This is a genomic window from Qingshengfaniella alkalisoli (assembly GCF_007855645.1).
GTDB classification, from domain to species: Bacteria; Pseudomonadota; Alphaproteobacteria; order Rhodobacterales; family Rhodobacteraceae; genus Qingshengfaniella; species Qingshengfaniella alkalisoli.
In genome coordinates this window covers 42629-68929 of record NZ_CP042265.1, presented here as the reverse complement: position 1 = coordinate 68929, position 26301 = coordinate 42629, and the positions used below count along the sequence as shown (strand labels likewise).

Genomic DNA, 26301 nt, shown 5'->3' with positions numbered 1-26301 from the left:
CCCAGTTGCACAGGCTCACCTTTGAGTGTCTCCATTGACGACTATGGGCGCTTTCGGCATCCCTCACCTCCACCCCGGCCGGGTTCTTTCCAACACGTCCCTCTTGCAGAACAGCTGCCTGAGGGTTTGGTGCGACGCGCCAGAAAGGACCTCCATGACAAAGATCAAGTTCATTGCTGCCAGCTTCCTGGAACCCGGCGAGACCGAACTCGACATCGAGCGCCGCTTTGAGTGGCACCTGCGCAAGCTCCGGGCAGTAAAGGACGGCGTTTCTCCTCTTGTGCCCGATGACCTTGAAGACGAACTGCGCTGGAACGAAGACTTGTACGCGCTGCACATCAGGGAAAAGGACCGGACGAAACTGCAACGGCGTGCCCGACGCGTGATCCGGGCGCGCATGAAGATGTCTGGTCTGGGCCATCTATCCGCCGATGATCGGCGCGCGCTGGATGGGCTCAGGGACGGCGCCCGGCTGGCCCGCATCAAAAACGAGGATCAAGCCGACGAAATCGCGGCGGCCATTCACACGGAGATGCCATGGATGGCGCAGGCGACCGATCACCTCTGGAAGGCAATGCGCCAATCCGTACGTTCAGGTGAGCGAGGTTTCCGCCTGCCGCCCGTTCTGTTGAACGGTCCGCCGGGCATCGGCAAAAGCATGTGGGCGCGTGAGGTGAACCGCCATATCGGGATCCCGCGCTGTGGGATCGAAGGGATCGCCGAATAGGCCTCGTTCGCAGTAAGTGGTTCACAACGTGGATGGGGCTCCGCCTTCCCCGGGCGCCCGCTTCAAACAATTCTGTAGCACAATTACGCGAACCCATTGGTCGTGATCGACGAAATCGAGAAAGCCGGGGATACGATGTCAAACAAGGGGCAGAACTACAGCTTGACAGACGGGCTTTTGCCCTTTCTGGAGCGGTCGTCCGCAGCCGCCTGGAAATGTCCCTACTATCAGGTCGGCTTCGACATGTCCTGGATCAGCTGGATCCTGACATCGAACAGCCTCGTCGGTCTGTCGGCTCCGTTTCTGAGCCGTCTGGAAGTTATCCACCTGACCGCACCGGGCAAGATTGATCTGATTGCATTTGCAGAACGCGAAGGCCGACGTCGGGGATTGAGCGATACATCCATCGACGCGATCATCGAGGTCATCGATCTGGTGGCAGAGCCGCACGAGCTCAACTTGAGGCATATCACCCGGATGATTACCAGGGCCGAGACCTTGGCAGCAGGTTCGCTTCTACACTGAACCGGGAACACCTGCCTGATGTTCCAAACGAGGCAAGGGTTCGCGCGGTCGAGCAACCATTGTGTCTCGGACCTACGGACCAGCTGTTTCAGTGTATGGTACGCTTGGAACAGCTGGGGAGGTAGACTGGCGTCTTGCCTGTTCTCAGCTGGGGAACGGACGCCTCGACCCTTCGCAGACATCCCACGCGCAGGTGCGGCCCTTGCTCGATCCTAAAGTGCATCGGAAAGTTCGGGCGGGGGGACTAAGCCGCTCTGCGGCATTGGCGCTCTTGGCTGATGGTGTAAACCGCCCGTAGCGGGGTGCGTTTTGCGATCTTCCTGACCTGCCTGACGATTGGGGCCTTCTCACTCATCAGACAGGAGGCTCCCATGACAGAGGAGAGAGTGACCCCGCTGCGCCAGCGGATGATCGAAGACATGAACATCCGGAGTTTAGGCGAGAAGACCCAAAAGGCCCATAGTCGCAATGTGAAGCACTTCTCGGCTTTTCTCGGTCGACCCCCGGATACGGCGACACCCGAGGACCTGCGATCGTATCAGTTGAAGATGACCGAGGACGGGGTATCGGTCAGCACCTTCAACGTGCGTATCATTTCCTTGCGGTTCTTCTTCGGCGTGACCTGCGGACGCGAAGAGATGAAACGCTTCATGCAGTTCCACCGCAAGCCCCGCAAGCTGCCCATTGTGCTCAGCGTCGAGGAGGTGGCCGACTTGTTGGCCGCCGTTCCCGGACCCGGGCTCAAGTATCGCGCTGCCCTCGGCATCAGCTATGGCGCAGGGCTGCGCGCTTCGGAGGTATGCCACCTCAAGGTAACAGACATCGATAGCGATCGGATGCTGATCCATTTCGATGACGGCAAGGGCGGACGCGATCGCAAGGCGATGCTGTCGCCCAATCTGCTGGCGTTGTTGCGCGACTATTGGTGCGAATCCCGTCCGGAGGGATGGCTGTTCCCGGGCAAACCCAAGATCAATCCGCTGTCGCCACGCCAGTTAAACCGGGCGTTCACCTCGGCCAAGCACGTGGCGGGCATAAAGAAAGCGGCAACGCTGCACACGCTCCGCCACAGCTTCGCGACCCATCTGCTTGAGGCGAACACAGACGTGCGGGTCATTCAGGTGCTTCTCGGCCACGCCAAGCTGACGACCACTGCGCGTTATGCCCATGTGGCCACCAAGACGATCCGCAGCACTGTCAGCCCCTATGAGCAAATCAAGCTGCTGCAAGACGAGACCCTGCGACGAGGGATGCAATAGCGCCCGGGACCAGTGGCTCGACCAAAGCTGGAGATCGCTGACATTTTTCGACGATACGGACCTGCGTGGCGGCAGGCCAATGCGGGGCATGTCAGCCTCTCTCAGTTCAAGGTGATGTCGGCGATAGAAGCCTGCCGGACTGAGGCGCTCGGCGGGCATGTGGCGGGCTGCACCAAGTGCGGCCACCATCACATCGCCTACAACAGTTGCAAGAACCGCCATTGCCCGAAGTGCCAAGGGCCAGCAGCGCGAGACTGGATGGAGGCGAGCGCGGAAGACCTGTTACCCGTGGAGTATTTCCACGTGGTCTTTACGCTACCGGCGGAGATCGCGCAAATCGCCTATTGGAACAAGAAGGCCGTCTACGGCCTGCTATTCAAGGCGTCGGCGGAAACGGTGATGACCATCGCCACCGATCCCAAACACATGGGCGCGAAGGTGGGTATGACCAGCGATCTGCACACATGGGGCTCAGCTCTGACCCATCATCCCCACGTCCATATGATTGTTCCCGGCGGCGGGCTATCGCCGGACGGCACCAAATGGGTGGCCTGCAAGCTTGGGTTCTTCCTGCATGTGCGGGTGCTGTCGCGGCTGTTCCGGCGCCTGTTTCTGGAAGGGCTGATGGATCTGCACCGCGTCGGACAGCTGGCCTTCTTCGGCGATCTCAAACGGCTGGCGCATGCAGATGCCTTTGCCACCTGGCTCGCTCCGTTCCGCAAATCCGAATGGGTGGTCTATGCCAAGCCACCCTTCGGCGGCCCGGAGGCCGTGCTCGCCTATCTGAGCCGATACACCCACCGCGTGGCGATCTCGAACCATCGCCTGATCAGCGCCGACGCCGACACCGTGGCCTTCCGCTGGAAGGATTACCGCATCAAATCCGGCGACCGCCAAAAGGTCATGCGGCTTGCCACGCCCAAGTTCATTCGTCGCTTCCTGATCCACGTCCTGCCCGACGGCTTCCACCGCATCCGGCATTACGGCCTGCTGGCCAGCGCGACGCGCAAGGCCAACATCACAAAGATACGTACCTTGCTGTATGTCCAGCGCCCGGATCAGGCCACCGTGTCAGAACCCGCAGCCGAGATCATCCCGCTCGCCCTGCGCGAACCATGCCCCTGCTGCGGTGGACCAATGCGCCTCATCGAGGTCTTTCGTCGCGGACAGAAACCGATGTCGCGGGCACCACCCAGGGAGCAGGCCGCATGACACACCGCTTGCCATCTATCATCTTTTACAGAATGACACCGGCTGCTCCCTGTAGACCCGGTCACGACAGGCTGCGCCCGTCCTCCTTCGGCGCGAAACATGATAGCTCTCACGCCAAATCGCTCAGCGTTTCCGCGAACATCAAGCGCGTTTGTCTCCGTCTCAGGCGACATGCGCCCCTTCAGCCGCACCCCAGACGCAGCCGTCACCCCAACCACCAGCGTACTTTCCCCATAGGATGATCCAAGACCCCGCGGCTTCCTCCTTCCGAGGTTTGTCAACGTGGGCCACCACCTCATGGCCGCCACCGTCACGCCGCGGCCCACATCAAAAAACCTTCAGGAAAGCAGAAGTTCGCTGCACATGGAGCGAATGTCCGCTTTCAAGGCCGCCGGGAGAGGTAGCCCTCAGCTTCCTCCGCGTAAAATCGGCAGCCTGCTCAAGGATTTCATCTCCCGCAGCGACAGGTTCGAACGGATGCTGGTCACCCCGGGCAGCCTGCGCAGGGTGGTCTCCACGAAGGCACTGTAGTCGTCGAGGTCCCGCGCGACGGCGATGAGCAGGAAGTCGTCGGCTCCGGTCGTGTTGTGGCAGGCCAAGATATTGGGCGAGGTCTCGATGATGCGCTGGAACTCGGTCGTGGCCGCGGCGTCGTGCTCGGAGCAGCGCAGCTGCACAAAGGCCATGACCCCAAGCCCGATCTTCCGGCGGTTCAGCCGCGCCTGGTAGCCCTCGATGATGCCGCTCTCTTCCAGCCGCTTCAGGCGCCGCCAGCAGGGTGTGTCGCTCATCGACAGATGCTCAGCCAGCTTGGCGTTGGTCATGCGGCCGTCGTCCTGAAGCAGTTCCAGTATCTCGGCGTTGACAGCATCGATCTTTGTCATGGGGCAGACTTTCCTTCATAATCGAGCGGTATGAGCAGGGTCTTCCCGCAATATCTCGAAAAGCGGTAAAATTGGCAAAGTTCTTTTCCCAGACATCGGTAGGATGTCACCAACCGTTCCTGCCCCCGCGAGGAGATGATGCCATGAAGGCCGTGCTATTCGAGAAGTTTCAGGAGTCCCCCAAGCTCGTCACCGTTCCCGACGCGACGCCCGAGCCGCATGGCGTCGTTCTCAAGGTCGAGGCGACTGGCGTATGCCGCAGCGACTGGCACGGCTGGATGGGTCACGACAGCGACATCGAGCTGCCGCATGTCCCGGGCCACGAGCTGGCCGGCGTGGTCGAGGCCGTGGGCAAGGACGTGACCAACTGGAAGGTAGGCGACAAGGTCACCGTGCCGTTCATCTGCGGCTGCGGCAGCTGTTCCGAGTGCCATGCCGGACACCAGCAGGTCTGCCTGCACCAGGAGCAGCCAGGCTTCACCCATTGGGGGTCCTTCGCCAACTACGTCGCCATCCATCAGGCCGATCTGAACCTCGTGGCCTTGCCCGAGAGCATGGAGTTCGCCACCGCGGCCAGTCTCGGATGCCGGTTCGCGACCTCCTTCCGGGCTGTCATCGACCAGGGCAAGGTCAGCGCGGGTCAATGGGTGGCGGTTCATGGCTGTGGCGGTGTCGGACTGTCCGCTGTGATGATCGCTGCGGCTGCGGGCGCGAATGTCATCGGCGTGGATCTCGACCCCGCGAAGCTGGACTTGGCCCGGGCACTCGGCGCGGTGGAGGTGATCGACGGCCGGGAGGCTGATGTGCCCGCGGCGATCAGGGACACCACGCGGGGTGGTGCGCATGTCTCCCTTGATGCGCTCGGGCACACCGTGACCATGACCAACTCGATTCTCTGCCTGCGGCCGCGGGGCAAGCACATCCAGGTGGGCCTGATGCTCGGCGAGCACGCCGCTCCCGCCGTGCCGATGCCCAGGATCGTTGGTCAGGAGATCGAACTGCTCGGCTCACACGGCATGCAGGCGCACCGCTATGGCGCAATGCTTGACATGGTGGCCAGCGGGAAGCTTGATCCGGCGCGCCTGGTGGGGGATCGGATCAGCCTTGCAGATGCTCCCGGGGCCCTGATGAACATGGACAAGTTCCAGTCCGTCGGCGCCACGGTCATCACCCGGTTCTAAGGCGATCCGAGGTCGGGCACGGGGCCAAAGCAGCCGGTCGCCGCTTGAAGCATCGAGGGCGGCTGTGGGCCGGACGCGTCCTTGGTTGGGTCAGAATACGCTGCTATTGCTGCGGTGCCGCTCTAAACCCAAACTGCGCTTACTGCGGCCAGTTCCAATGTCCGCTGAGATACAAGCTTAAGTGTTAGCAAGTGTGCAGTCCCGGAATCTGGTCTACCTGGATAGGTCATGCCGACAAGTCTACCAGCCGATGGCCGCGCTGATACGCTCCGCAATTTCATCGTGGATGCGCGCGCGTTCGGCGGCATCTCCGTCGCAAAGGGAAGCATCGCCACCGTCTTCTGCCAGAATATTTTCTCCCTTGGGCGTGCAACGCGGGAAGGCGTCATAACCTGTTGCAGTTTCGATCACCATCTCCGGCAAGCCGATGTGGGCGAACTGCGGATAATCCGGGTCACCAAGCCTGATTACCCGAATATCCGTGGTATGGTTTTTTAGGCTCGGAGCAAGGAAGACATCGGCATATTCGGGATCTATGGCAATGGCGGCACTGATCCGGGTATCGCGATGCGCATGCTCGAGCATCTCTTGATCGACGTCGGCCAAAGAGACACCCTGCGCCGCGTACCAGGCACAATCCGCGGCGTCAGCGTCGGCTGCGCAGGCCGGGGCAAACGCATCGACGTCCAGCCTGCCGCCGGTCAGGGCCAGAGCCGCTGTGCCGCCAAGTGCATATCCCACAACGGAATTGTCACTTTAACCTTCGAAGGCCACGGCTGTGACTGGACGCTTGGTCGTCAGACGGCACTTGCCACCTTCCATGTATCGAATGCTTCCATTCGGTGATAGCGGGTTGTCAGTGCGGTTCGGCGATAGCGTGGAATGAAGAAACAGTTGCGAGTGGCGGAATCGAGCGAAATGAACCGCTGTAGCCCACCCGGCGAACGAAAGCCCTGCATTGTTCGTTCGCGTTTTCGGAACGGCAGGTGGCTGTTTTCGCCGCGATTGTTTAATCCCTTATGTGACCAGTGGTCGAGCCCGGATGCGACATCTCGCAAGGCCGCGCCATAGGAGCGCAGCTTGTCGGTCACGATGCGCCTGGGCAGGTCGCCATGACGCTTGATCAACCGTACCAGCAGCTTCTTTGCAGCGCGCTTGTCGCGTCGCCGCTGAAGGATCTCTTCCAGAACGACACCGTTCTGGTCAACCGCACGCCACAGCCAGAATGACCGCCCGGCAATCTTCACGGCAACCTCATCAAGGTGCCAGACGTCGCCGGGCAGAGCCTGCCGCCTGCGCAGGTTGCGCGCGATCTGCGGCCCGAACTAGGCCACCCAACGCCGTATGGTCTCGTAGGAGACGTCGATGCCGCGCTCGAGTGGCACTTCCTCCACTTCGCGCAGGCTCAAGTTGAAGCGGGCGTACAGCCAGATCGCGTGGGAATTGATCTGACGTGGAAAGCGGTGGCGTTTGTAACTGATTGAGGGGCTGACCATACAATGTCTCTATATCACGCTCGATCAAACGAGAAGAATGCGGAGTTTATGTGACATCTCCCGCTGCCCTTATCGAGATGGGGCCACCGCACCGCGTGCAGGATCTCCGGGTTCTCGAATGCAAGATTGGAAAGGCAGTGGATGGTCGTGGAATGCAACTGATCCTGCGGTTCTTGGGGACATGTTCTCCGACCGTCGACAAGGTGCCCGAAGGCTTCATCCATTTGTTGAAGTCGGCGGAGGAATCCCAGGCACGCGTGAAGGACTTCCTGGAGCTGATGTTCCTCGGCCATCTGACGCAAGTTTACCGCGTGGCTGGTGAATACGGCTTTGCGGCGATGGTCGTCGATCTGGACGACACCGAGTCTCTGCTCGTCCCTCTAGCGCCAAGTCTTTCCCAGGATTCGTATTTCTTGATAGATTGACCTTCAGGATCTTTTCTTCAGCGGAAAACCAGACCATGCCGCCTTCGGGCGGCATTTTTTTGAACTGTCAATGGTCATTTTCTACGGGTGAAATGGTCAACTCTCGGCCTTAGGCTGGTTTTCCATGATCTCGGCCCTTATCTTTCAGTGACTTAGCTTTCCAGAAATACCTCTGATGGACATTTTCTCATGGGTTCAACGCCGGATTCACATCGCCCTTTCGATATGAGGGTCGATTCCGAGGTGCCGACGACACAGGCATATCTAATCGTTCAGGATGTAAGCTTTCGCTACGTGCAGAATGTCACACGCTACATTCACCGGCAGCTTCGATCCTATTTCGGCGACAGCGCAGCACTTGTGCTTACCTCAGAGATTGATGATGTCCGCTATGCTGACGGCTCTATCGTTTTCGTAATCGGCGAAAACTTTCGGACGCATCAGCGCAAACCCGGATGCAAATACATCTATCTAAACTTCTCGGTCGTCGAAGTGATGGGCAGCCCGTTCAAACTCAGCCGCATCGGTTGGTCAGCCATACGCCGGAAAAAGCGCATGCTTCAGGAAAAGATCGGCGCGTATGACGCTGTTCTGGATTACTTTCCGCCGCAGACCCGCATCTTGGAACGCCGCCTGGCTGTCCCCGTTTTTGGCTTTGCCGTCGGGGTCGATCTGGGCGCAGCGAGTAACACGAAACCGCTCGCGGCTCGTGAATATGATCTTTGTTTTGTCGGCGGTATGTCGCCAAGACGTGAAACTGTGCTGGCCGATCTGAGCGCGGAGGGGCTTTCCCTGTCCCCGAACTCAAAGGTGGTTTTCGAAGAAGAAGCCGCTAAATCGAGACTATGCCTGAACATTCACGCCTATCGGTCAAATCACCTTGAAACACCGCGAATTCTTGGAGCATTGGCCAGCGGCACACCGGTTCTTACCGAGCCAAGTTTTGGGCTGGATACGCTCATGCCACCATCATGCGCGGCTATAGCCCGCACCGATCAGTTGGTCAGAAAGGCAAAGCAACTCTTGAATTCGCCGACCGAGTTACAGAGCTTATGTGACCGATCGCAGGCGTGGTATCACACGACCTATCTTCCCGACGCGGCAGGTCGTTGGCGAAAGTTGCTCGAAACGCTCGAACGTTAGGTGTCGCGTCCGCATGCCATTTGATGGCTATCTCGGTTGGTTGGCGCGACAGTCGGTCAGGCCAATTCAGACAGCGTCTGGGCTATCTCCGGCTCTCGCTCCAAGGTCGCGCTGATCCGATCCCGCCAGCGCGGCCCCCGCGACCGGGCATCTTCAAGTGCTTCGGACAACTCGTCCGGGCGGTCATGTGCCAGGACACCGACCAGGAATTTTGCCTGCGCAACATCTTTGCGCGACTTTAATCCATCAATGCCATCCCGCCGACGGTCAGCCACTATCAGCTTGTGGATTGCGAAGCGTTCCGGTCTGGGAACCTGCACGAGCACGCCCGACCGATACAGCGCGACTGCTTTAATCGGCTCGGCGATCAGGTAGTTGAGATGATGCAACGCCTGAGCATCAACCCCTAACGCCTCCAACCGCCGCAGCCCTTCTTCGGCGGAAAACGAGGGGGTCAGGAATTCTACCAACAGATCCTTTCGGCTTTGTTGCCAGCGGAAACTGCGATGCTTGTCCAGTGTGGGTGCCGGGGTGAACGAAAAATCCGACAACACCTCTTCCAACGGCGGATCAACCTGATCATCAAGCGCGAGCGACAATCGTTCAAAGCTGGCAATATCCACATCGCCGGTTTGCGCAGTTTCATCGAAGCCATAGCGCACACCAAGTTCGCCCTCATACAAACGGAATGCATGGGTACCCACAACAGTACCTCCCAAGCGGAAGACCCCGGCGCCAGCCATTGCATTGAGAATACTCCCCGTACCGGCGTCGATGCCCATGAAACCTTCCGCCCGCAGAATACGGACCAAACGGGTCCGGCTTTTTCTGCGCGCTTCTTCTTCGGCTTTGATGTCGCGATACCGATCCAGCCGTTGCCTCAGGTCATCGCTGTCTTCGCCGATATACCGTTTTTTGACCTCGGTCCCCACGCGGTAACTGTCATACCAGTATTTGCGACGGCCTCTCACCACCAGAGTGGGCGTCCCTTGAATATCCGACACGGCGCTGTCCATGAGCGAGCGCCGCAGATCGATATAGGCCGCATGCGCGACGTTGCTATGATGCTCCATGGTGTGCTCAACAAGAAATCTGCCCGTTGAGCATACACCATGTTCAACAACTTTCAACAGTGTTGAACATACACCTGGGAAACCAAGAGTTTGCCCTTGACCCCCACGTCACGGTGTCTTTGATGATCGCAAACGGAAGGACAAAAACATGACACAGAAAACCGCCGTCGTGACAGGTGCTGCACGAGGAATCGGACTTGCTACCGTTAAGCTGTTTCTCGCCGAAGGACGCAAAGTCGCGATGGTGGACCGCGACGTGGAGGCGCTGGACATAGCAGCCGAAGGCCTTGAAGGTGCGGTTCCGATCGTGTGCGACGTGGCTGTGCAAGATCAGGTCACAAAGATGGCAGAAACCGCGCAAGACAGGCTCGGTCGCGTGGACGCGTTAGTCAACAATGCGGGAGTCGCTGACTTCGGCCCCATTGCAGAAACCGATTTCGCGCGTTGGCGACGCGTTATGGAGACAAATCTAGACGGTGTATTCCTATGCTCGCAAGAACTGGCCCCGGCGCTCGCCCAAGCCAAGGGGGCTGTCGTCAACATCGCCTCGATCTCCGGTCTGCGTGCCAGCACCCTGCGCGTGGCATACGGCACATCCAAAGCCGCCGTTATTCAGTTAACCAAACAACAAGCCGCAGAATGGGGTGAACAGGGAATTCGCGCTAACTGCGTTTGCCCCGGCCCCGTTGATACCAAACTCGCGCTGGCCGTTCATTCGCCAGAAATCCGGGCAGCCTATCACGACGCGATCCCGTTGAACCGCTACGGAACTGAACAGGAAATTGCCGAAGTCATCGTGTTTCTGTGCTCGGACAAGGCAAGCTACGTCACAGGTCAAATCATCTCTGCCGATGGTGGCTTCGAAAGCACCGGCGTGGGGCTGCCCGCCCTGCGCGTGTAAGTTCCTCCTGAGGGCGCTTCCGCGGCAACCGCGTCCCTTGGAATACTCTTTTAGAGTATCCGTTCCAGCAAGATCCGGGTGTTCTCATAGGTCATTTCAACGGGGTTACCGCCCGTCGAGGGATCCTTAAGCGCCGCCTGAACAAGAGAATCTATATCGGCATCGTTCACGCCCAACTCCGTCAAGTTCTTGGGGATGCCGAGCGATGCGTTCAACTCGTCAACGAAAGCACAGAAACCATCGAAGCCGCCCGTGATCCCTAGATACGCCGCCGCGTCGCCGAAACGCCCTTCAATTGCTGGCCGGTTGAACTGAAGCACGGCCGGCATGCAAACCGCGTTCGTCGTGCCGTGATGAGTGTGATGGACCGCGCCGATAGGATGACTCAGCGCGTGGATCGCTCCCAGCCCTTTCTGGAACGCCGTGGCCCCCATTGCTGCCGCGGACATCATATGCGCCCGCGCCTCAAGGTCGGACGGGTCAGCGTAGGCGCGCGGCAGAAAGTCTTTCACCAGACGCATCCCTTCCAGCGCGACACCCTGGCTCATCGGATGGTAATGCGGTGACGAATACGCCTCGACGCAATGCGCGAAGGCATCCAGCCCGGTTCCCGCCGTGATCGCCTTGGGCATACCCACGGTAAGTTCCGGGTCGCAGATCACCACCGTCGGCAGCATCTTGGGATGGAAGATGATTTTCTTCTCGTGTGTTTCCGAATTGGTGATAACTCCTGCGCGACCAACCTCCGATCCCGTGCCCGCCGTGGTGGGAACGGCCACAATCGGATGGATGCCCGCCGGATCGGCACGCGTCCACCAATCACCGATATCCTCAAAATCCCAGATCGGGCGCGTCTGACCGGCCATGAAGGCAAGCGTCTTGCCCAAGTCCAGGCCCGACCCGCCGCCGAATGCGACGACCCCGTCAAACCCGCCGTCACGATAGATTTTCAGACCAGCCTCGACATTCTGCTCATTGGGGTTGGGATCAACCTCGGAAAATATCGCGCGTCCCAACCCGGCTTCGTCGAGTATATCGAGCGCACGGCTGGTGATCTCCAGCTTGGCAAGACCGCGATCTGTAACCAGCAAGGGTTTGGCCATGCCCGCAGCACGGCACGCCTCGGCAAGTTCATTTATCCGTCCCGCGCCGAAACGGATAGGGTTGGGGTAGTTCCAGTTGCCAAACAGCTTCATCGCTCAGGCCTTCTTCAGATGGTAGGATTTCGGACGCGTAAGTGCATGGAAACCAAGGATCGACAGCCCCGCACCGCGTCCGGTATCCTTGCAGCCGGTCCAGCACAATGCGGGATCAAGATAATCGCAGCGGTTCATGAAGACCGTGCCGGTGCGTAATTGCCGCCCGATCTTTTCCGCCGCCACAGCATCATTCGTCCAGATCGACGCCGTCAGCCCAAACCGGCTGTCATTCATCAGTTTGACGGCTTCTTTGTCATCCTTGACAGCCATGATGCCCACCACCGGGCCGAAACTTTCGTCGCGCATCACGCGCATCTCATGGGTTACGCCGGTTAGAATCTGCGGACTGAGATAGCTGCCGCCATCATCTTGCGGAAATGTCGCGATATGTGCCTTCGCGCCAGCCTCCAGCGCTTCTGAAACCTGCGCGCGAACTTCGGCGGCGAAGCGGGCATGTGCCATGGGGCCGATCGTGGTTTCCTGCTCAAGCGGATTTCCCAGGGTGTAGCCCGTCACAATCTCCACGGCTTTCGCGAGGAATGCGTCGAAAAGGCTTTCATGGACATAGATCCGTTCGATTCCACAGCAGCACTGGCCCGAATTGAACATCGCGCCGTCGATCAGCCCCTCAGCCGCCATTACCGGATCGGCATCGGCCCGGACATAGCCCGGATCCTTGCCGCCAAGCTCCGTTGCCACGGCGGTAAAGGTCCCGGCTGCGGCACGTTCCATAGCCTGCCCCCCCGCCACAGATCCAGTGAAGTTCACGAAATCGAACATGCGCCCGGCAATCAGATCGGCGGTCGTCTCATGGCTTAGAAAGACATTCTGGAAGACATCTTCTGGAACGCCCGCCTGATGAAACGCTTCGGTTAGCCGTTCGCCGACAAGCAGCGTTTGTGCCGCGTGTTTCAGCACCACCGTATTTCCGGCGATCAGTGCGGGCGCAATGGTGTTGATCGCTGTCATGTAGGGGTAGTTCCACGGTGCCACGACCAGCACGACGCCCTGCGGTTCCCGTTCGATCCTGCGAATGAAACGGTCGCTTTCCTCGATCACCTCGGCCGAGAGTGCCGTTTCCGCGATCTCGGCCATGTATTTGGCACGCTCCTCGAACCCGCCGAATTCGCCTCCGTATCGGATCGGACGACCCATCTGCCAGGCAAGTTCTTCGGCCATCCGGTCCGTCGACTGCCCCACAAATTCAACGGCTTTCAGGACAAGGTCGATCCGTTCAGAGAGTGGACGTGCGGCCCAGGCAGGCTGCGCGCCGCGCGCCCGAGCGGCTGCTGCGAACGCCTCCGCCTCGCTGAAGAGCGCCCGTTCGGCATAAACCGATCCGTCGATCGGCGAGATGCATTTCACTGTGTTGGTCATGGCCAGTCCCGTTTCAGCCGGTGTTGCATTCAGGCGCGCTCAAATCCGCGCGCAACTTCCCAATCGGTGACAATCCGGTCGAATTCTTCCTGCTCGAACTCCGCACAGCGCGTGTAGTGATCGACCACATCATCACCCATAGCCGCCCGCAGCATGGCTGAGCCCCGCAAGGTTTCCGTCGCATCGCGCAATGTCTGCGGAATCTCACCAGCCTGAGCGGCTTCGTAGACATCGCCCTTCGTCGGTGGCTCCAATTCCATGCCCTTCTCTATCCCGTCAATCCCTGCCGCCAGCATCGCCGCCTGCGCGAGATAGGGATTCAGGTCGGCACCACCGATCCGGCATTCCATCCGGACGCCCTTGGTGCCCTCGCCGCACAACCGGAAACCGGCGGTTCGGTTGTCGACGGACCAGACGGACTTTGTCGGTGCAAAAGTGCCTTTTACGAAGCGTTTATAGCTGTTGACGTATGGCGCCAGGAAAAACGTATAATCAGGCGCGTGAGCAATCATGCCGGCGCAGAAAGACCGCATCAGGTCGGACATCCCGTGATCCGCATCCGCGTCATAAAATGCCGGCGCATCATCTTTCCAGCAGGACACATGGACATGACTGGCACTGCCCACACGGTCATGGTGCCATTTCGGAAGGAAAGTGGCGGCACGCCCCTGTGCCCAGGCGATTTCCTTGGTAGCATGCTTGGCAATCGTGTGATGATCGGCGCATGTCAGCGCGTCGGCAAAGCGAATGTTCAACTCCTCTTGCCCCGCTTCCGCCTCTCCTTTCGAGTTCTCTATCGGGATACCTGCCGCGAACAAATGGTTGCGCAGCGGGCGCATGACTCCTTCTTCCTTTGTGGTCTGCAGGATGTGGTAGTCCTCGTTGTACCCGCTGATCGGAGCCAGATCGCGGAAACCGGTCTTGCGAATCTCGTCCACGGTCTTCTCAAACAGGAAGAATTCCAGCTCGGTTGCCATCATGGGCTTCAGGCCCTTGGCCTCTACCCGTGCAATCTGCCGCTTCAGTACCTCGCGAGGCGAATGTGGCACGGGTGCGTGCGTCTGGTGATCCAACACGTCGCACAGGACCATCGCTGTGCCTTCCAGCCACGGCACGGGCCGCAGCGTGGACAGGTCGGGCTTCATCACATAGTCACCATATCCGGCAGCCCAACTGGTCGATGCGTAGCCGTCCGGCGTTGCCATTTCCAGGTCCGTAGCCAGCAGGTAGTTGCAGCAATGTGTTTCCTGATGCCCATGATCGAGGAAATTCTGTACATGGAACCGCTTGCCCATAAGGCGGCCCTGCATATCGACAAGGCAGACAAGAACGGTATCGACTGTCCCATCCTTTGCGTGAGCTGTCAGGGCGTCGAGCGTAAGGGGATATTGCATCTGGTTGTCCGGATTCTGGGGCAGGAACTGCGTCCGGCCACTGGTCGGGCGCAGCCATGTTCAAGCAGGCTTAAGCGTTCGTGTAGCGATAAGGCCGCCCGGCTTTTTGCATGTCCGCATTGTATTGCTTAAAGATTTCAACCACCTTGGCTTTGGTCTCTGACTCTGCAGCGATTTCGTCCCAGAAAGCTTGAGCGGCCCGTTCTACCGTGTCCCATTCCGCGTCGGGAATCGAGGTGAGCTCCATTTTCGGACCGTTTACGCGGAGCGCGGCTTCGCCGCCCCAATACCACCATTGGCGATAGTAGTGTGACTGCTCACAGCACACCTTGAACAGCGTCTTCAGGTCTTCCGGCACCTCATTCCAGCGCTCCTGGTTGGCAAAGAAATGGCCGATCCAGGCGCCCGAGATATTGTTGGTCAGGAAGTAGTTGGTTACGTCCGCCCAGCCGACGGTGTAGTCCTCGGTGATCCCGGACCACGCGATGCCGTCCAGCTCGCCTGTCTGCACGGCCACCTCGATGTCTTCCCATGGCAGGGTCACCGGCACCACGCCGAATTGCGACAGGAACCGCCCGGCGGTCGGGAAGGTGAAGACGCGCTTGCCCTGGAGGTCGGCAAGGCTACGGATCGGGTCCTTCGTTGCGAAATGGCAGGGGTCCCACGCACCGGCGGAGATATGCTGCACGCCAACCTTGGCGTATTCTTCCTTCCAGATCTCATCCAGCCCGTACTGGTTGAACAGCACCGGCACATCCAGGCTGTAGCGCGAGCCGAAGGGGAAATAGCCGCCGAAGACGGTGACCTCGGTCGGCGAGGCCATGCTGTCGTCGTCGGATTGCACCGCGTCGATCGTGCCGCGCTGAAGCGCCTGGAACAATTCGCCCGTGGGCACCAGCTGATCGGCATAGAACAGCTCGATCTGCATCCGGTCGCCAGCGATCTGGTTGAACATCTCGATAGCCGGATCAATCACGTGCTCGGCCAACGCAGGACCGGCATAGGTCTGCATCCGCCAACGGATGGTCGATTGTGCGAGCGCTGGAGCAGCCAGCGCCGCCCCGGGCGCAAGTGCGGCGGAGCCTTGTAGGAATTTGCGTCGTGTCGTCATGTCTCTCTCCTATTGGTCTGTCGTTACCGCCCCATTCGAAGGGGTCTCATGCTTATTTGTTATACACGCTTTCGGGCAGCCACAGCGCAATCTGCGGGAAGACCATCACCAGCGCCAGCGCCAGCGCCATCACCAGAACAAAGGGCACAATGGAGCGGTAGATATCCCGCAGCCGGATCTCCGGCGGCGCCATGGCGCGCATCAGGAACAGGTTATAGCCGAAGGGCGGCGTCATGTAGGCGATCTGCGTGGTGATCGTGTAGAGCACCCCGTACCAGATCAGGTCGAAACCCAACGCACCGACCAACGGCACGTAGAGCGGCGCAACGATCACCAGCATCGCGGTGTCATCCAGAAACGTCCCCATCAGGATGAAGCTGAGCTGCATCAGGATGAGGATCATCCAAGGGGAAAGGCCCAGCTTCTCGGTGAACACGTTTTCGATGGCCTTGACCGCACCAAGCCCGTCAAAGACTGCACCGAAGGCGAGCGCCGCGAGGATGATCCACATGAACATGCAGGTGATACCCAATGTCTTCCGCACGGAGGTTTCAAACACCGTCCAAGTCATGCGCCGTTTCAGGATCGCGGCCAGAAATGCGGCCAGTGCGCCAATTGCCGAGCTTTCGACAAGTGACGTCCAACCGTTGATGAACGGCACCATCATTGCGGCAAAGATGATCAGCGGCAAAGCGCCGGCGCGCAGAAGAGCCAGTTTCTCGCCCATCGGCAGATCGCGTTCTTCCTTGGGCAGCACGGGGCCAAGTGCGGGATTGATCCGGCAGCGTATCGCTATGTAGAGCACGAACATCCCGGCCATCATCAGTCCCGGAATGACGCCGGCCAGCCAAAGTTGCCCGACCGGCTGCCGCGCGATCATCGCGTAGAGAACCAGCACGACGGAGGGCGGCACGAGAATGCCCAGTGACGATCCGGCCTGTATGACCCCGGTCACCATCCGCTTGTCATAGCCACGTTTCAGCAACTCCGGCAGCGCAATCGTAGCACCTATGGCCATTCCAGCCACCGACAGCCCGTTCATCGCCGAAATGAGCACCATCAACCCGATTGTCCCGATAGCCAACCCGCCCGACAGCCCGCCCATCCAGACGTGGAACATTCGATAGAGGTCGTCGGCGATCTTCGATTCCGACAGCACATAACCCATGAAGATAAACATCGGCAGCGTCAGCAGCGGATACCATTTCATCAACTTCATCGCGGCAGAGAACCCGATGTCATAGCCGCCCCGGTCGCCCCACAACAGAAACGCGGCGATCACGGCAACAAAGCCAATGGCCCCGAACACCCGCTGGCCTGTCAGCAGCATCAGCATCATTGACGAAAACATCAGGATAGCAATCATGTCATAAGACATCAGGCGTCAACCTCGTGCGGAATGTCTTCGCCCTTCAAACGCAAGATGTCCTTGAGCAATTCGGAAATGGCCTGCAGCAACATGAGCGAAATGCCCAGGCACATGATCACCTTGATCGGCCACAGATAGGGGCGCCAAGCGGTCGGGCTACGCTCGCCCCCGTACTGGAAGGAATAAATCGTGCTGCCGATGCCCCCCCAAAGCAGAAACCCCAGATAGACAATCAGAAAGAACACCGTGAGCGCATCCACCTGCGCCTTGCGGCGGTCACTCCACTCACCGTACAGCAAGTCCATCCGCACGTTCGATCCCATCTGAATCGAATAGGGCCCACCCAGCATGTAGTAAGTCACCATGGCGAATTGAGCCATTTCCAGTGTCCATAGAGACGGCAGGAAGAAGGTCTTGGAAACCGACGACCACAGCAGGATTCCCATCATCACGAAAATTCCGAACATGACGATCCGACCGATGACCCGGTTCAGCCCGTCAACAGTTCTGATATAACGCCGCGTGATCCGCATCATGCCTTTGCAGCCCCGTCTTTGTGCGCAGCGTCAATTGATTCGAGCGCCTCGCCCAGCAAGCCGACCAATTCCACTGCCCGACCCACCGGATCAGCAAGCATGTCGTTTCGTACCTCGATCATTACATTAAGCAGCCCTCTCGGGAGAGCATGTTCACGTAGCGTATGGGTCACACCGTCCTCCGGCCCGTAGGGTTGGTTGAGTGCGGTTTTCAGTGTCGTATGACGGGCTGCGCCTCCATTCATCGCTTCCGCTAATCGCGCGTCACTGTCATGCAGCAGGCCGAGTTCCACAGATCGATGTTGCCCGAAATATATCGGCGTGAAGCTGTGGACCGTCACGAGGACATTCCGCTCAGCAGATCCGTCCAGCGCTGCAGTCAAAGCGGCGCGGAAGGGCTCATAGACATGCGCCACCCGCCAGGCCCGCGCGTCATCGGTCAGGTTTTCGTTACCCGGGATAATGAATTGCTCCACCTTATCGGGCATCGCGCCCCGCGCATGCGGCGGCCGATTACAGTCATAGACCAAGCGGGACACATTCGACATTACCAGCGGCGCGTCCAGTTCGGTGGACATCGCCTTTGCCAGCTCCAGCGCCCCGATATCCCACGCGGCATGTGACAGGGCCGTCTCATCACTCAACCCCAACCCGTCAAGTTCCGCCGGGATGTGCCGGCTTGCATGCTCGCATACCAAAAGTATCCGACTGTCACCGTCAGCGTTAAGGACGGATACGGCTTCGTTTGGCGCGCTGACCGTGACTGAATCGTTACTAAACGTCATGGGCCGAATTGACGGTATCGACTTCGCTCTTGTCAACAAAATTTCTGTAAGTAATGCTTCAGTTATAAATCATTCTGTAAACTTTGCTGCAAATTCAGGCCCGCCTTGCCCCCAAGATCCCAGATCGTGAAGCAGATTATCCAGGACCGCCTTGAAGGCTTGACCCGGTCCGAAAGGCAACTGGCAAATGTGCTTCTTCAGGACTATCCCATTGCTGGGCTGCAATCGATCACCAAGCTGGCATTTGCAGCGGAAGTATCCACCCCCACCGTGATTCGTATGGCACGTAAACTGGGATTTGAGGGCTTCCCTGACCTGCAAGATGCCCTGCGCGATGAAGTCGCTGAGCGCATCCGCAACCCGATTTCCAAGCGCGAGGCCTGGTCGGACGGCGCCCCGGCAGAGCACATCCTGACCCGGTTTGCAGAAGCCGTGGCCGAAAACATCCGTCACACGTTAGACCGGCTGCCTACGCAACAGTTCGACGCCGTGGCGACTTTGTTGGCCGACCCGACACGCCATGTTTATGTGTCCGGCGGCCGGATCACGCGGTCCAATGCCGATTACCTGTTCAACCACTTGCAAATCATCCGACCCGGCGTCACGCAGCTTGGATCATCGCCGAATGTGTGGCCTCAGTATCTGCTGGATATGGATGAATCGTCCATTCTCGTGCTGTTTGACATCCGACGCTACGAAGGGGACATGGCACGCCTCGCCACCCTCGCGGCAGAGCGCGGGTGCCAGATCGTGCTGTTCACCGACCAATGGGGGTCTCCCATCTGTAAAGTCGCGCAGAACGTGTTTCACGCGCTTGTCGAGGCACCTTCCAGCTGGGACTCTACGATCTCGATCATGCTGATCCTTGAGGCGCTGATCGCTGAAGTTCAAGCCGCCCGACTGGAAGAAAGCCGCAGCCGGATCGAACAGTTGGAAGCGATGTTTTCTCACACGCGTCTATTTCGATCGTGACTTTATTGCAGGTCCGTATTTACGGTCGCAAAGGTTTCGCGCCAGCGCTGCACGAATTGCGTTTCATCCGGTCCAGCATCACGAGCAGCACAGGCGATAGCTCAATCGGCCGCAAAACTGAATAGCCCTTCGAACAGCCGCGTCTTGGACAACACTTCGCTTTCATGTGTCAACAGCAGGTTCAGCAGAGCAAGTTCCCGGAGGGTCAGGACAACGTCCTGTCCCTCGTCCTTCATGCGTCTTGCCCGTCGGTCGAAGGTCATGGCACCTAGCTCGATCACCGTGCATCTGCGGGGGGTTGCCTGCTGATCAGCGCCCGGGCGCGAGCCTCCAGTTCACGCAAGTCAAAGGGTTTCACAAGATAGTCGTCAGCGCCCAGATCCAGCGCATTTACCCGGTCTGTGACTTGATATTCGGCCGTCAGCATCATGACAGGCGTAGCGAGACCCTGCCCCCGCATATCCCGCAGCTGCTCCGTTCCATCCCCGTCGGGCAAATTGATATCAAGGATCACCAGATCATAACTCTGAACATCCAGAATGCCCGACCATCCGCGACGCTACCCGCAACATCACACCAGGTCCGCTGCTGTTCCGCAGAACCCCAATGTTGTCTGGGGCCTGATCGCCGCGCTTTTCATCGGTAACATCATGCTTCTGGCCATGAACATCGCGATGGTGGGGCTGTTCGCCCGCGTCCTGCTGGTGCCGCCGCGTATCCTGATGCCCGATCGTCGCGATGATCGCCTTCGGCGTGATGGGCTGGGCGCTGCGCCGCGCGATCACCATCGATAATGGCAACTGGTGGACTCTCGTGGACACGCCACTGTCGGCTACCCTCTGGATCATCGCTGCCGTGGGTTTCGTCCTGCCCATCCTGTTTGGGAAGATCGTCAAGCGGCGGATACACATGCGCAAGGACGAGGAAGGCGCAGTCACGGACTGACGGTTACTCCGACCCGACAAATCGGTGTCGGTTTGTTTCCGGATTCCGCTAACAAGCCATGCAATTGACACCGCGCGGAAATTATAGGGTTATCGGCACCGTACAACATACGAGCAGTTCCATGACCAAGACAATCCTGGCCTTCGGCGACAGCCTTACCTGGGGAAGCGATCCGGAAGGGCGTGGCCGACATGATTTTGCTGACCGCTGGCCAAGCGTTCTTCAGGCGGGGCTGGGCGAAGGCTATCACGTGATCCCGGAAGGTCTTGGCGGGCGCACCACCGCGTTCGACGATTACACATCAGCGGTCGATCTGAACGGCGCACGCGTTCTGCCTACGCTACTGGCAACGCATTCGCCGCTGGATCTGGTAATAATCATGCTTGGCACCAACGATCTCAAGGGCTTCATTTCCCCCACGATCCACGGCGCGGTCGCGGGTATGGGCCGGCTGGTCGAGATCATTCGGCACTTCCCCTATCGCTACCGCATGGCCGTCCCCGAGGTGCTGTTGGTCGCGCCTCCGCATCTGTGTGACTGCGCGAATGGTGACAGCCCGCTTTCCGGGCGAAGCATCGCGGAATCACGGAAACTGGCACCGGCCTATCTCTCGCTTGCTGAACTTGAAGGCTGCGGTTTCTTTGATGCGGCCACGGTCGCGGAAGCCAGCTCTGCCGATGGCGTACACCTCGACCCCGTCAATACCCGTGCCATTGGTTCAGGCTTGGTCGCTCCCGTGCGAACAATCCTCTCGTAAGGGCGCTCAGACGTCAGTCGGATTTACGCCATACGGAAACATGACTGCGGCTTCGTGCCGTAAAGGGTTCTTGTTGCCAACCACCCCATCGATGAAACAGCGTCAGGCCCGCCAAGCGTGCCATCAGGTCCAATTCTGACGGCCAGACATAGCGGAAGGGAATGGATCGGTGTTCGATTCCCTTTCCGCTGATTTGCATATGGTGCGAACTGAAGCGCTGCGACACGACATCGATCTCATCGACGCCCCAGTGTGTCGCGTTCAACTCGAACGCGATCAGGGTCTCACCTTCCGGCAGTCGTTGTAGGGGCGGAACACCCACCTCGATCAGGAACGCCCCACCGGGTTCGAGATGCGCCGCGGCATTCTCGAAGCAAGCAACCTGCGCCGCCTGTGTTGTCAGATTGTTAATCGTATTGAACACCAGATAGACGAGCGAGAAGGTTTGACCCAATCGTGTTGACGTCATGTCGCCGATCGTGGCCCGCACCGCGTCTCCTCCCGGCTTTGATCTTAGGCGTCGCAGCATCGGACGGGACAGATCAATTCCAACCACCTCGACCCCTGCCCGGGCGAGCGGCAAGGCAATGCGTCCGGTTCCTATAGCGAACTCCAACGCAGGTCCATTCCCGGCCAACTCAGCCAGCCAGGCAACGATACGTTCGATCTCGGCGGGATCATTGCTCGCTTCATCATCATCGTAGGTCGCCGCCACTGCCTCGTCGAAGAACCCATCATCTTGCAAAGCTGGAACTCCCTGGTTGAACCACTGGCATTCGCAAGCTGCAGCTCCGCCTCCGTGCCGACGTCCATGTAGCTCACGCGTAGAACGGACTCATCGATATGTGCAAGCTTAGGAATAAGGCTCGTGCGTGGGCAAGGCACTGACGCCCGATCTGCCGCAATCAATGCGCGGTGTGCTCCGGACGCCCCAGCCTTGCGAGCAAAACGACCGGCAGCAGCCCGACAACGACGATGGCCAAGGCCGCAAGTGCAGCTTCTTCATACGTACCGCGAGCGGCTTCGCCATATAGATGGGTTGCCAGCGTCTCAAAGTTTAGCGGGCGCAACAGGAGCGTCGCTGACAATTCCTTCATGCAATCCACGAACACCAACAATCCCGCCGCACCAAGCGCGGCCTTGGAAAGCGGTAAATGTACGCGCCAGAGCGTCCCGCCGACCCCCTGTCCCAATGTGCGCGAGGTGAAGTCATAGCTACGTGGAATCCGCGTGAAACCCGCCTCCAGCGAGCCAACCGAAATCGCAAGAAACCGGACCAGATAAGCATAACCAAGAGCCGCCCCGGATCCGATAAATATCAACCCGGTCGAGACACCAAGAATGTCCTGCATGCTTCGGTCGATGAACCGGTCCAAACTGCCCATTGCAATCAGAATACCCAGCGCCAGCACCGTCCCCGGCATCGCATATCCGATGGTGGAGACACGCTGCATTATGACGATCCCTCGCTGCGGGAAAACCCGGGCAGCATAGGCAATGATCATACCGCAGATCAGCACGGCCAACGTAGCGGTCGCAGACAGGATCAGCGTGTTTCGTGCCTCGACCAGCAGCCGTCCGGAGACGCCAGCGAACTGGAACCGCTTCCATGCCTCTACCGCAAGGTGCAAGGCCGGCGCCAGGAAGCCGAGCGCAACGGGCAAAAGGCCAAGGGCCAATGCCACGAAACCCGCCCGTCCTGATAGGCGACGCGGCTCAAAACTTCGGGATCGTTGTGCGCTGACTGTATAGCGTTGTCGTCTGCGCGCCCAACGCTCCAGCGAAACCAGCGCGACAACGAGCAAAATCATCGCCAACGAGATCTGCGCAGCACCGGGCAGATCGGTGCGCGTCACCCAAGTCGTGTAAATCGAAATAGTCAGGGACCGGACGCCCAGAAACTCCGACGCTCCGATGTCGTTCAGCGTCTCCATCAGTGCCAAGCTGATACCCACGGCAATTGCCGGGCGTGCCAAGGGCAACGCGACGCGCAAGAACACCTGCCGTCGAGAAATGCCAAGCGTGCGGGACACCTCTACCAGATTGGCGGCCTGTGTCATGAACATCGCCCGCGTCGGCAGATAGACATAGGGATACAGTACAAAGCTCAACAGAAAGATCGCTCCCGTCATTGACCTGATGTCGGGCAGCCGAAAATCGCGTGGGCTGTCATAGCCGAGAACGGCGCGGATAAGCGCTTGGACCGGTCCAAGCGGATGCAAAAGGTCGAGATAGGCATACGCGACGATATAGGTAGGTACGGCCAAGGGCAGCAGCAGCGCCCATTCCAGCACCCGTCGACCCCGAAAGTCGTAAGCAGTCACCAGCCAGGCCGTCGATGTTCCGATGGCCCCCACAAGCACTCCGACGCCCGCCAGAAGAATCGCCGTTTGACCAAGCGCATGCGGCAACACATAGGTCACGATATGCGACCATAGCCCCTCCGACCCCTGCGCGGCCTGCCAAACCAGCGCCAACAATGGTACGAGCACCAGCGCAGCAATAACCGTGCCGGCAATCACCCAGATGCGCCCGTTTAACCGGAAGATATCACGATAAGACCAAACGGAGGCACGGCGGGAAAAACGCTCTCCCGCCGGCCCCAGAGGCTCCACTTCTCTGGCGTCAGCGGCCACTAGTTGTCAAAACCGACCTTGTCGACCAGTTCACTGGCTTCCTTGCGGTGGGTGACGATCTCGGTCAGCGGCACGGAATCCACTTGGAGCTCGCCGAAAGACGCGACAATCGGGTCAATTTCCACCCCCGGTTTGACAGGGTATTCGTAATTGGCTTCGCCATAAATCTTCTGCGCCTCGTCGGACACAAGGAATTCGAGCAGTTGCACGGCTTCATCGCGGTTCGGCGCATGTTTGGCGACCGCAGCGCCACTGATATTCACATGAGTTCCGCCATCCTCGAAGGTTGGCAGGATCACCTTGATCGCATCACCCCAGGCTTCCTGCTCCTCGCCGCCTTTTCCGGACCGCATCAGGCCGACATAGTAGGAATTTGCAATCGCGATGTCGCAGATACCTCCGAGGATATCTTTCGCCCCATCACGGTCTCCGCCACCAGCCTTGCGCGCAAGGTTGCTTTTCAGTCCTTGCAGCCATGCTTCGGTTTCCGCAGCATCGTGGTGCGCTAGAAACGCGGAGAACAAGCCGGTGTTGTACGGGTGCTGGCCCGAACGGATGCAAACCTTGCCTTCCCATTCTGGATCGGCGAGTTGTTCATAGGTGATCGCATCGAGATCCAGATCATTTGCGGCGTAAACCACACGGGCGCGCATCGACAGGGTGAACCAGTCGTTGTTGGGCCCTCGCAGGTTTTCCGGGATCGCGGCAGTCAGCACATCGGAATCAACCGTCTGTGTCAGCCCCTTATCCACCAGATCGGCCAGATTGCCAACATCAACGGCCATCAGGATGTCAGCGGGTGAGCTCTCTCCCTCCGACGCAACGCGCTCAGCTAGGCCATCCTTCAGAAAGACCGTGTTGACCTCGACGCCTGTCTCATCGGTGAAGGCCTGCAACAGCGGCTCGACCAAGCCAGGTTCGCGCGAGGTATACAAATTGACCTCTTGCGCGTTAACGCCGCTTGCGGTCATGGCCACTGCTGCGCCCGCGATCCACATCCGGCCTTTGGTCATCGAATTACCCATGGATATTACCCCCTTTTGCCCGGCCCAACGCCAAGCGAACTAACCTTACGCGATCTGGTTAGCTTGGCTGAGTTTTTTCGTCAAGTTTTCGGCGCCAAGAACAGTCAGGATTGCGACAGGGGATTAAAATCGGCAAATACATGCACCTGCGCACCGTTCAGACGCAAACCCACTTTTTCACCCACCGCCATGGCGATGCGTTCATGGTGGTGAACCCGCAGCGGTTCGGCCAGCGGATGCACGCTGATGTCGATCTGTTCGCTTTCGCCCATGAAAGTCTTGCCGATGATGCGCGCTGAAATACCGTCACCGTCCGGACCCAGCGTCAGCGCTTGCGGGCGGATGCACGCCATCGCCATGGAGCCATCCGGAATATCCAGATCGGCATGAAACCTGCCGATTGGTGTGGATATCGCGCCCTCGCTCCATATCCCCGTCAACCTGTTGCACGGCCCCATAAACTCCGCTGCATAGGGCGAGGCAGGGCGATCGTATATATCAAAAGGTGACCCGATCTGCTCGATCGCCCCATTTCGCATCAACACGATCAGATCGCCAACGGCCAACGCCTCCTGCGGATCATGTGTAACCATGATTGCCGTCGTCTCGATCTTCCGAAGCGTATCGACGGTTTCCTTCCGGACACGCTCGCGCAATCCCTGGTCCAGATTGGAAAACGGCTCATCCATCAGCAGGATGTCCGGCTCCGGCGCAAGCGCCCGAGCAAGCGCCACACGCTGCTGTTCACCACCCGAAAGAGAATGGGGGAAGCGGTCAGCAAGATGCTCTATTCCTATCCGTTCGACGACGTCAGTGACACGAACGTCCTGTTCCGAACGCGACAATGCACGCAACCCAAATGACAGATTGTCGGTCACATCAAGATGCGGGAACAGCGCGAAATCCTGAAACATGAACCCGATCTTGCGGTCTTCGGGCTCGACAAACCGGCTGGGCCCGGCGATCTCGACCCCAGCCATCTCGATCATACCGCGATCGGGCCGGTCCACACCCGAAATCAGCCGGAGCAATGTCGACTTACCGCAGCCCGACTCGCCCAGAAGACAGGTGATCTTGCCGGCAGGAACCGATAGCGTGACATTCGACAACACATCCCGGCTGCCAAAACGGCGAGACACATTCGTTAATCGCAACGCATAAGACTCATCATCCGACATCTGGATATTTTCTCTCCCATTGGCGGGCCGCTTTCGATGGGAGCCAGCCATAGCGCGGTGAAGTTTTAACCTTAGCGAAACATTCGTCCAGCGCCGCAGGAGAGAAATTTTCGCCCGATCTGTTTGAAATGGGTGTAACCGATGGCCCTGTCGCTTTCACACAGTGGACAGAACTGATCAACTCCCAGATT

Annotated in this window: 26 protein-coding genes and 2 pseudogenes; 11 read left to right on the top strand and 17 right to left on the bottom strand. The window is 59.0% G+C overall.

Annotated elements, in window-relative coordinates; all coding sequences use genetic code 11:
* Window positions 1-154 precede the first annotated feature (154 nt).
* From FPZ52_RS16785 to FPZ52_RS16770, 4 genes are all read left to right on the top strand, one after another.
* Window positions 155-727, top strand: a complete 573-nt coding sequence (locus FPZ52_RS16785) for a hypothetical protein (RefSeq protein ID WP_146366771.1) — start codon at window positions 155-157, stop codon at window positions 725-727.
* 96 nt (window positions 728-823) lie between these two features.
* Entirely contained in the window at window positions 824-1252 is a 429-nt protein-coding gene (locus FPZ52_RS16780; RefSeq protein ID WP_146366770.1) for a hypothetical protein, read from the top strand.
* Window positions 1253-1623: 371 nt separating this feature from the next.
* Window positions 1624-2511, top strand: a complete 888-nt coding sequence (locus FPZ52_RS16775) for a tyrosine-type recombinase/integrase (RefSeq protein ID WP_146365421.1) — start codon at window positions 1624-1626, stop codon at window positions 2509-2511.
* A 12-nt stretch (window positions 2512-2523) separates the two neighbouring features.
* Complete coding sequence (locus FPZ52_RS16770; RefSeq protein ID WP_146366769.1) at window positions 2524-3723, top strand: IS91 family transposase; 1200 nt, start codon at window positions 2524-2526, stop codon at window positions 3721-3723.
* Between the two features lie 407 nt (window positions 3724-4130).
* Here FPZ52_RS16770 and FPZ52_RS16765 read toward each other — a convergent pair whose 3' ends face one another.
* Window positions 4131-4607, bottom strand: a complete 477-nt coding sequence (locus FPZ52_RS16765) for an Lrp/AsnC family transcriptional regulator (protein WP_146366768.1) — start codon at window positions 4605-4607, stop codon at window positions 4131-4133.
* A gap of 143 nt (window positions 4608-4750) precedes the next feature.
* Here FPZ52_RS16765 and FPZ52_RS16760 point away from each other — a divergent pair, with 143 nt between their 5' ends.
* Window positions 4751-5788: a zinc-dependent alcohol dehydrogenase family protein gene (locus FPZ52_RS16760; RefSeq protein WP_146366767.1), complete on the top strand. Its 1038-nt coding sequence runs from the start codon at window positions 4751-4753 to the stop codon at window positions 5786-5788.
* 240 nt (window positions 5789-6028) lie between these two features.
* Here the strand turns inward: FPZ52_RS16760 and FPZ52_RS16755 are convergent, their stop codons facing one another.
* Window positions 6029-6394 carry an alpha/beta hydrolase gene (locus FPZ52_RS16755; protein WP_146366766.1) on the bottom strand — a complete coding sequence of 122 codons (366 nt, stop codon included), beginning with the start codon at window positions 6392-6394 and terminating at the stop codon, window positions 6029-6031.
* A 191-nt stretch (window positions 6395-6585) separates the two neighbouring features.
* A pseudogene (locus tag FPZ52_RS16750) lies at window positions 6586-7284 on the bottom strand (IS6 family transposase).
* Window positions 7285-7436: 152 nt separating this feature from the next.
* Here FPZ52_RS16750 and FPZ52_RS16745 point away from each other — a divergent pair.
* Window positions 7437-7709: a hypothetical protein gene (locus FPZ52_RS16745; RefSeq protein WP_146366765.1), complete on the top strand. Its 273-nt coding sequence runs from the start codon at window positions 7437-7439 to the stop codon at window positions 7707-7709.
* Window positions 7710-7898: 189 nt separating this feature from the next.
* Window positions 7899-8852, top strand: a complete 954-nt coding sequence (locus tag FPZ52_RS16740; RefSeq protein ID WP_146366764.1) for a glycosyltransferase family protein — start codon at window positions 7899-7901, stop codon at window positions 8850-8852.
* Between the two features lie 56 nt (window positions 8853-8908).
* Here the strand turns inward: FPZ52_RS16740 and FPZ52_RS16735 are convergent, their stop codons facing one another.
* Window positions 8909-9925, bottom strand: coding sequence for a nucleotidyltransferase family protein (locus FPZ52_RS16735; protein ID WP_146366763.1), 1017 nt, complete (start codon window positions 9923-9925; stop codon window positions 8909-8911).
* 148 nt (window positions 9926-10073) lie between these two features.
* Here FPZ52_RS16735 and FPZ52_RS16730 point away from each other — a divergent pair, with 148 nt between their 5' ends.
* The gene (locus tag FPZ52_RS16730) at window positions 10074-10826 is read left to right on the top strand and encodes an SDR family NAD(P)-dependent oxidoreductase (protein ID WP_146366762.1); all 753 of its coding nucleotides are present in this window, start codon (window positions 10074-10076) and stop codon (window positions 10824-10826) included.
* A gap of 50 nt (window positions 10827-10876) precedes the next feature.
* Here FPZ52_RS16730 and FPZ52_RS16725 read toward each other — a convergent pair whose 3' ends face one another.
* From FPZ52_RS16725 to FPZ52_RS16695, 7 genes are all read right to left on the bottom strand, one after another.
* Window positions 10877-12022: an iron-containing alcohol dehydrogenase gene (locus tag FPZ52_RS16725; RefSeq protein WP_146366761.1), complete on the bottom strand. Its 1146-nt coding sequence runs from the start codon at window positions 12020-12022 to the stop codon at window positions 10877-10879.
* Window positions 12023-12025: 3 nt separating this feature from the next.
* The gene (locus tag FPZ52_RS16720) at window positions 12026-13402 is read right to left on the bottom strand and encodes an aldehyde dehydrogenase family protein (RefSeq protein WP_146366760.1); all 1377 of its coding nucleotides are present in this window, start codon (window positions 13400-13402) and stop codon (window positions 12026-12028) included.
* A gap of 29 nt (window positions 13403-13431) precedes the next feature.
* Window positions 13432-14796, bottom strand: coding sequence for a glutamine synthetase family protein (locus FPZ52_RS16715; RefSeq protein WP_146366759.1), 1365 nt, complete (start codon window positions 14794-14796; stop codon window positions 13432-13434).
* Window positions 14797-14866: 70 nt separating this feature from the next.
* Window positions 14867-15907 carry a TRAP transporter substrate-binding protein gene (locus FPZ52_RS16710; RefSeq protein WP_146366758.1) on the bottom strand — a complete coding sequence of 347 codons (1041 nt, stop codon included), beginning with the start codon at window positions 15905-15907 and terminating at the stop codon, window positions 14867-14869.
* A 52-nt stretch (window positions 15908-15959) separates the two neighbouring features.
* Window positions 15960-17285 carry a TRAP transporter large permease gene (locus FPZ52_RS16705; protein ID WP_146366757.1) on the bottom strand — a complete coding sequence of 442 codons (1326 nt, stop codon included), beginning with the start codon at window positions 17283-17285 and terminating at the stop codon, window positions 15960-15962.
* Window positions 17285-17809, bottom strand: a complete 525-nt coding sequence (locus tag FPZ52_RS16700) for a TRAP transporter small permease subunit (protein ID WP_146367121.1) — start codon at window positions 17807-17809, stop codon at window positions 17285-17287. The genes FPZ52_RS16705 and FPZ52_RS16700 overlap by 1 nt, the downstream gene beginning before the upstream one ends.
* Entirely contained in the window at window positions 17809-18597 is a 789-nt protein-coding gene (locus FPZ52_RS16695; protein ID WP_146366756.1) for an N-formylglutamate amidohydrolase, read from the bottom strand. The genes FPZ52_RS16700 and FPZ52_RS16695 overlap by 1 nt, the downstream gene beginning before the upstream one ends.
* A gap of 126 nt (window positions 18598-18723) precedes the next feature.
* Here FPZ52_RS16695 and FPZ52_RS16690 point away from each other — a divergent pair, with 126 nt between their 5' ends.
* Window positions 18724-19569 (top strand): MurR/RpiR family transcriptional regulator, encoded by an 846-nt coding sequence (locus FPZ52_RS16690; protein WP_420851734.1) that lies wholly within the window; start codon window positions 18724-18726, stop codon window positions 19567-19569.
* A gap of 101 nt (window positions 19570-19670) precedes the next feature.
* On the opposite strand, the gene FPZ52_RS16685 is transcribed toward FPZ52_RS16690, so the two are convergent.
* Window positions 19671-19850, bottom strand: coding sequence for a hypothetical protein (locus FPZ52_RS16685; protein ID WP_146366754.1), 180 nt, complete (start codon window positions 19848-19850; stop codon window positions 19671-19673).
* The gene (locus FPZ52_RS16680) at window positions 19847-20107 is read right to left on the bottom strand and encodes a response regulator (RefSeq protein ID WP_276617467.1); all 261 of its coding nucleotides are present in this window, start codon (window positions 20105-20107) and stop codon (window positions 19847-19849) included. Before FPZ52_RS16680 ends, FPZ52_RS16685 begins: the two co-directional genes overlap by 4 nt.
* Window positions 20108-20136: 29 nt before the next feature.
* On the opposite strand from FPZ52_RS16680, the pseudogene FPZ52_RS16675 reads away from it, so the two are divergent.
* A pseudogene (locus FPZ52_RS16675) lies at window positions 20137-20514 on the top strand (tripartite tricarboxylate transporter permease); the annotation flags it as partial.
* 121 nt (window positions 20515-20635) lie between these two features.
* Complete coding sequence (locus FPZ52_RS16670) at window positions 20636-21271, top strand: SGNH/GDSL hydrolase family protein (protein ID WP_146366752.1); 636 nt, start codon at window positions 20636-20638, stop codon at window positions 21269-21271.
* A 13-nt stretch (window positions 21272-21284) separates the two neighbouring features.
* On the opposite strand, the gene FPZ52_RS16665 is transcribed toward FPZ52_RS16670, so the two are convergent.
* From FPZ52_RS16665 to FPZ52_RS16650, 4 genes are all read right to left on the bottom strand, one after another.
* The gene (locus tag FPZ52_RS16665) at window positions 21285-22016 is read right to left on the bottom strand and encodes a class I SAM-dependent DNA methyltransferase (RefSeq protein WP_146366751.1); all 732 of its coding nucleotides are present in this window, start codon (window positions 22014-22016) and stop codon (window positions 21285-21287) included.
* 160 nt (window positions 22017-22176) lie between these two features.
* Complete coding sequence (locus FPZ52_RS16660; protein ID WP_240804529.1) at window positions 22177-23793, bottom strand: ABC transporter permease; 1617 nt, start codon at window positions 23791-23793, stop codon at window positions 22177-22179.
* Between the two features lie 113 nt (window positions 23794-23906).
* Window positions 23907-24920, bottom strand: a complete 1014-nt coding sequence (locus FPZ52_RS16655; RefSeq protein ID WP_146367119.1) for a Fe(3+) ABC transporter substrate-binding protein — start codon at window positions 24918-24920, stop codon at window positions 23907-23909.
* A gap of 116 nt (window positions 24921-25036) precedes the next feature.
* A complete protein-coding gene (locus FPZ52_RS16650) occupies window positions 25037-26110 on the bottom strand; it encodes an ABC transporter ATP-binding protein (RefSeq protein ID WP_146366750.1) in 1074 nt (357 codons plus the stop codon).
* Window positions 26111-26301 lie beyond the last annotated feature (191 nt).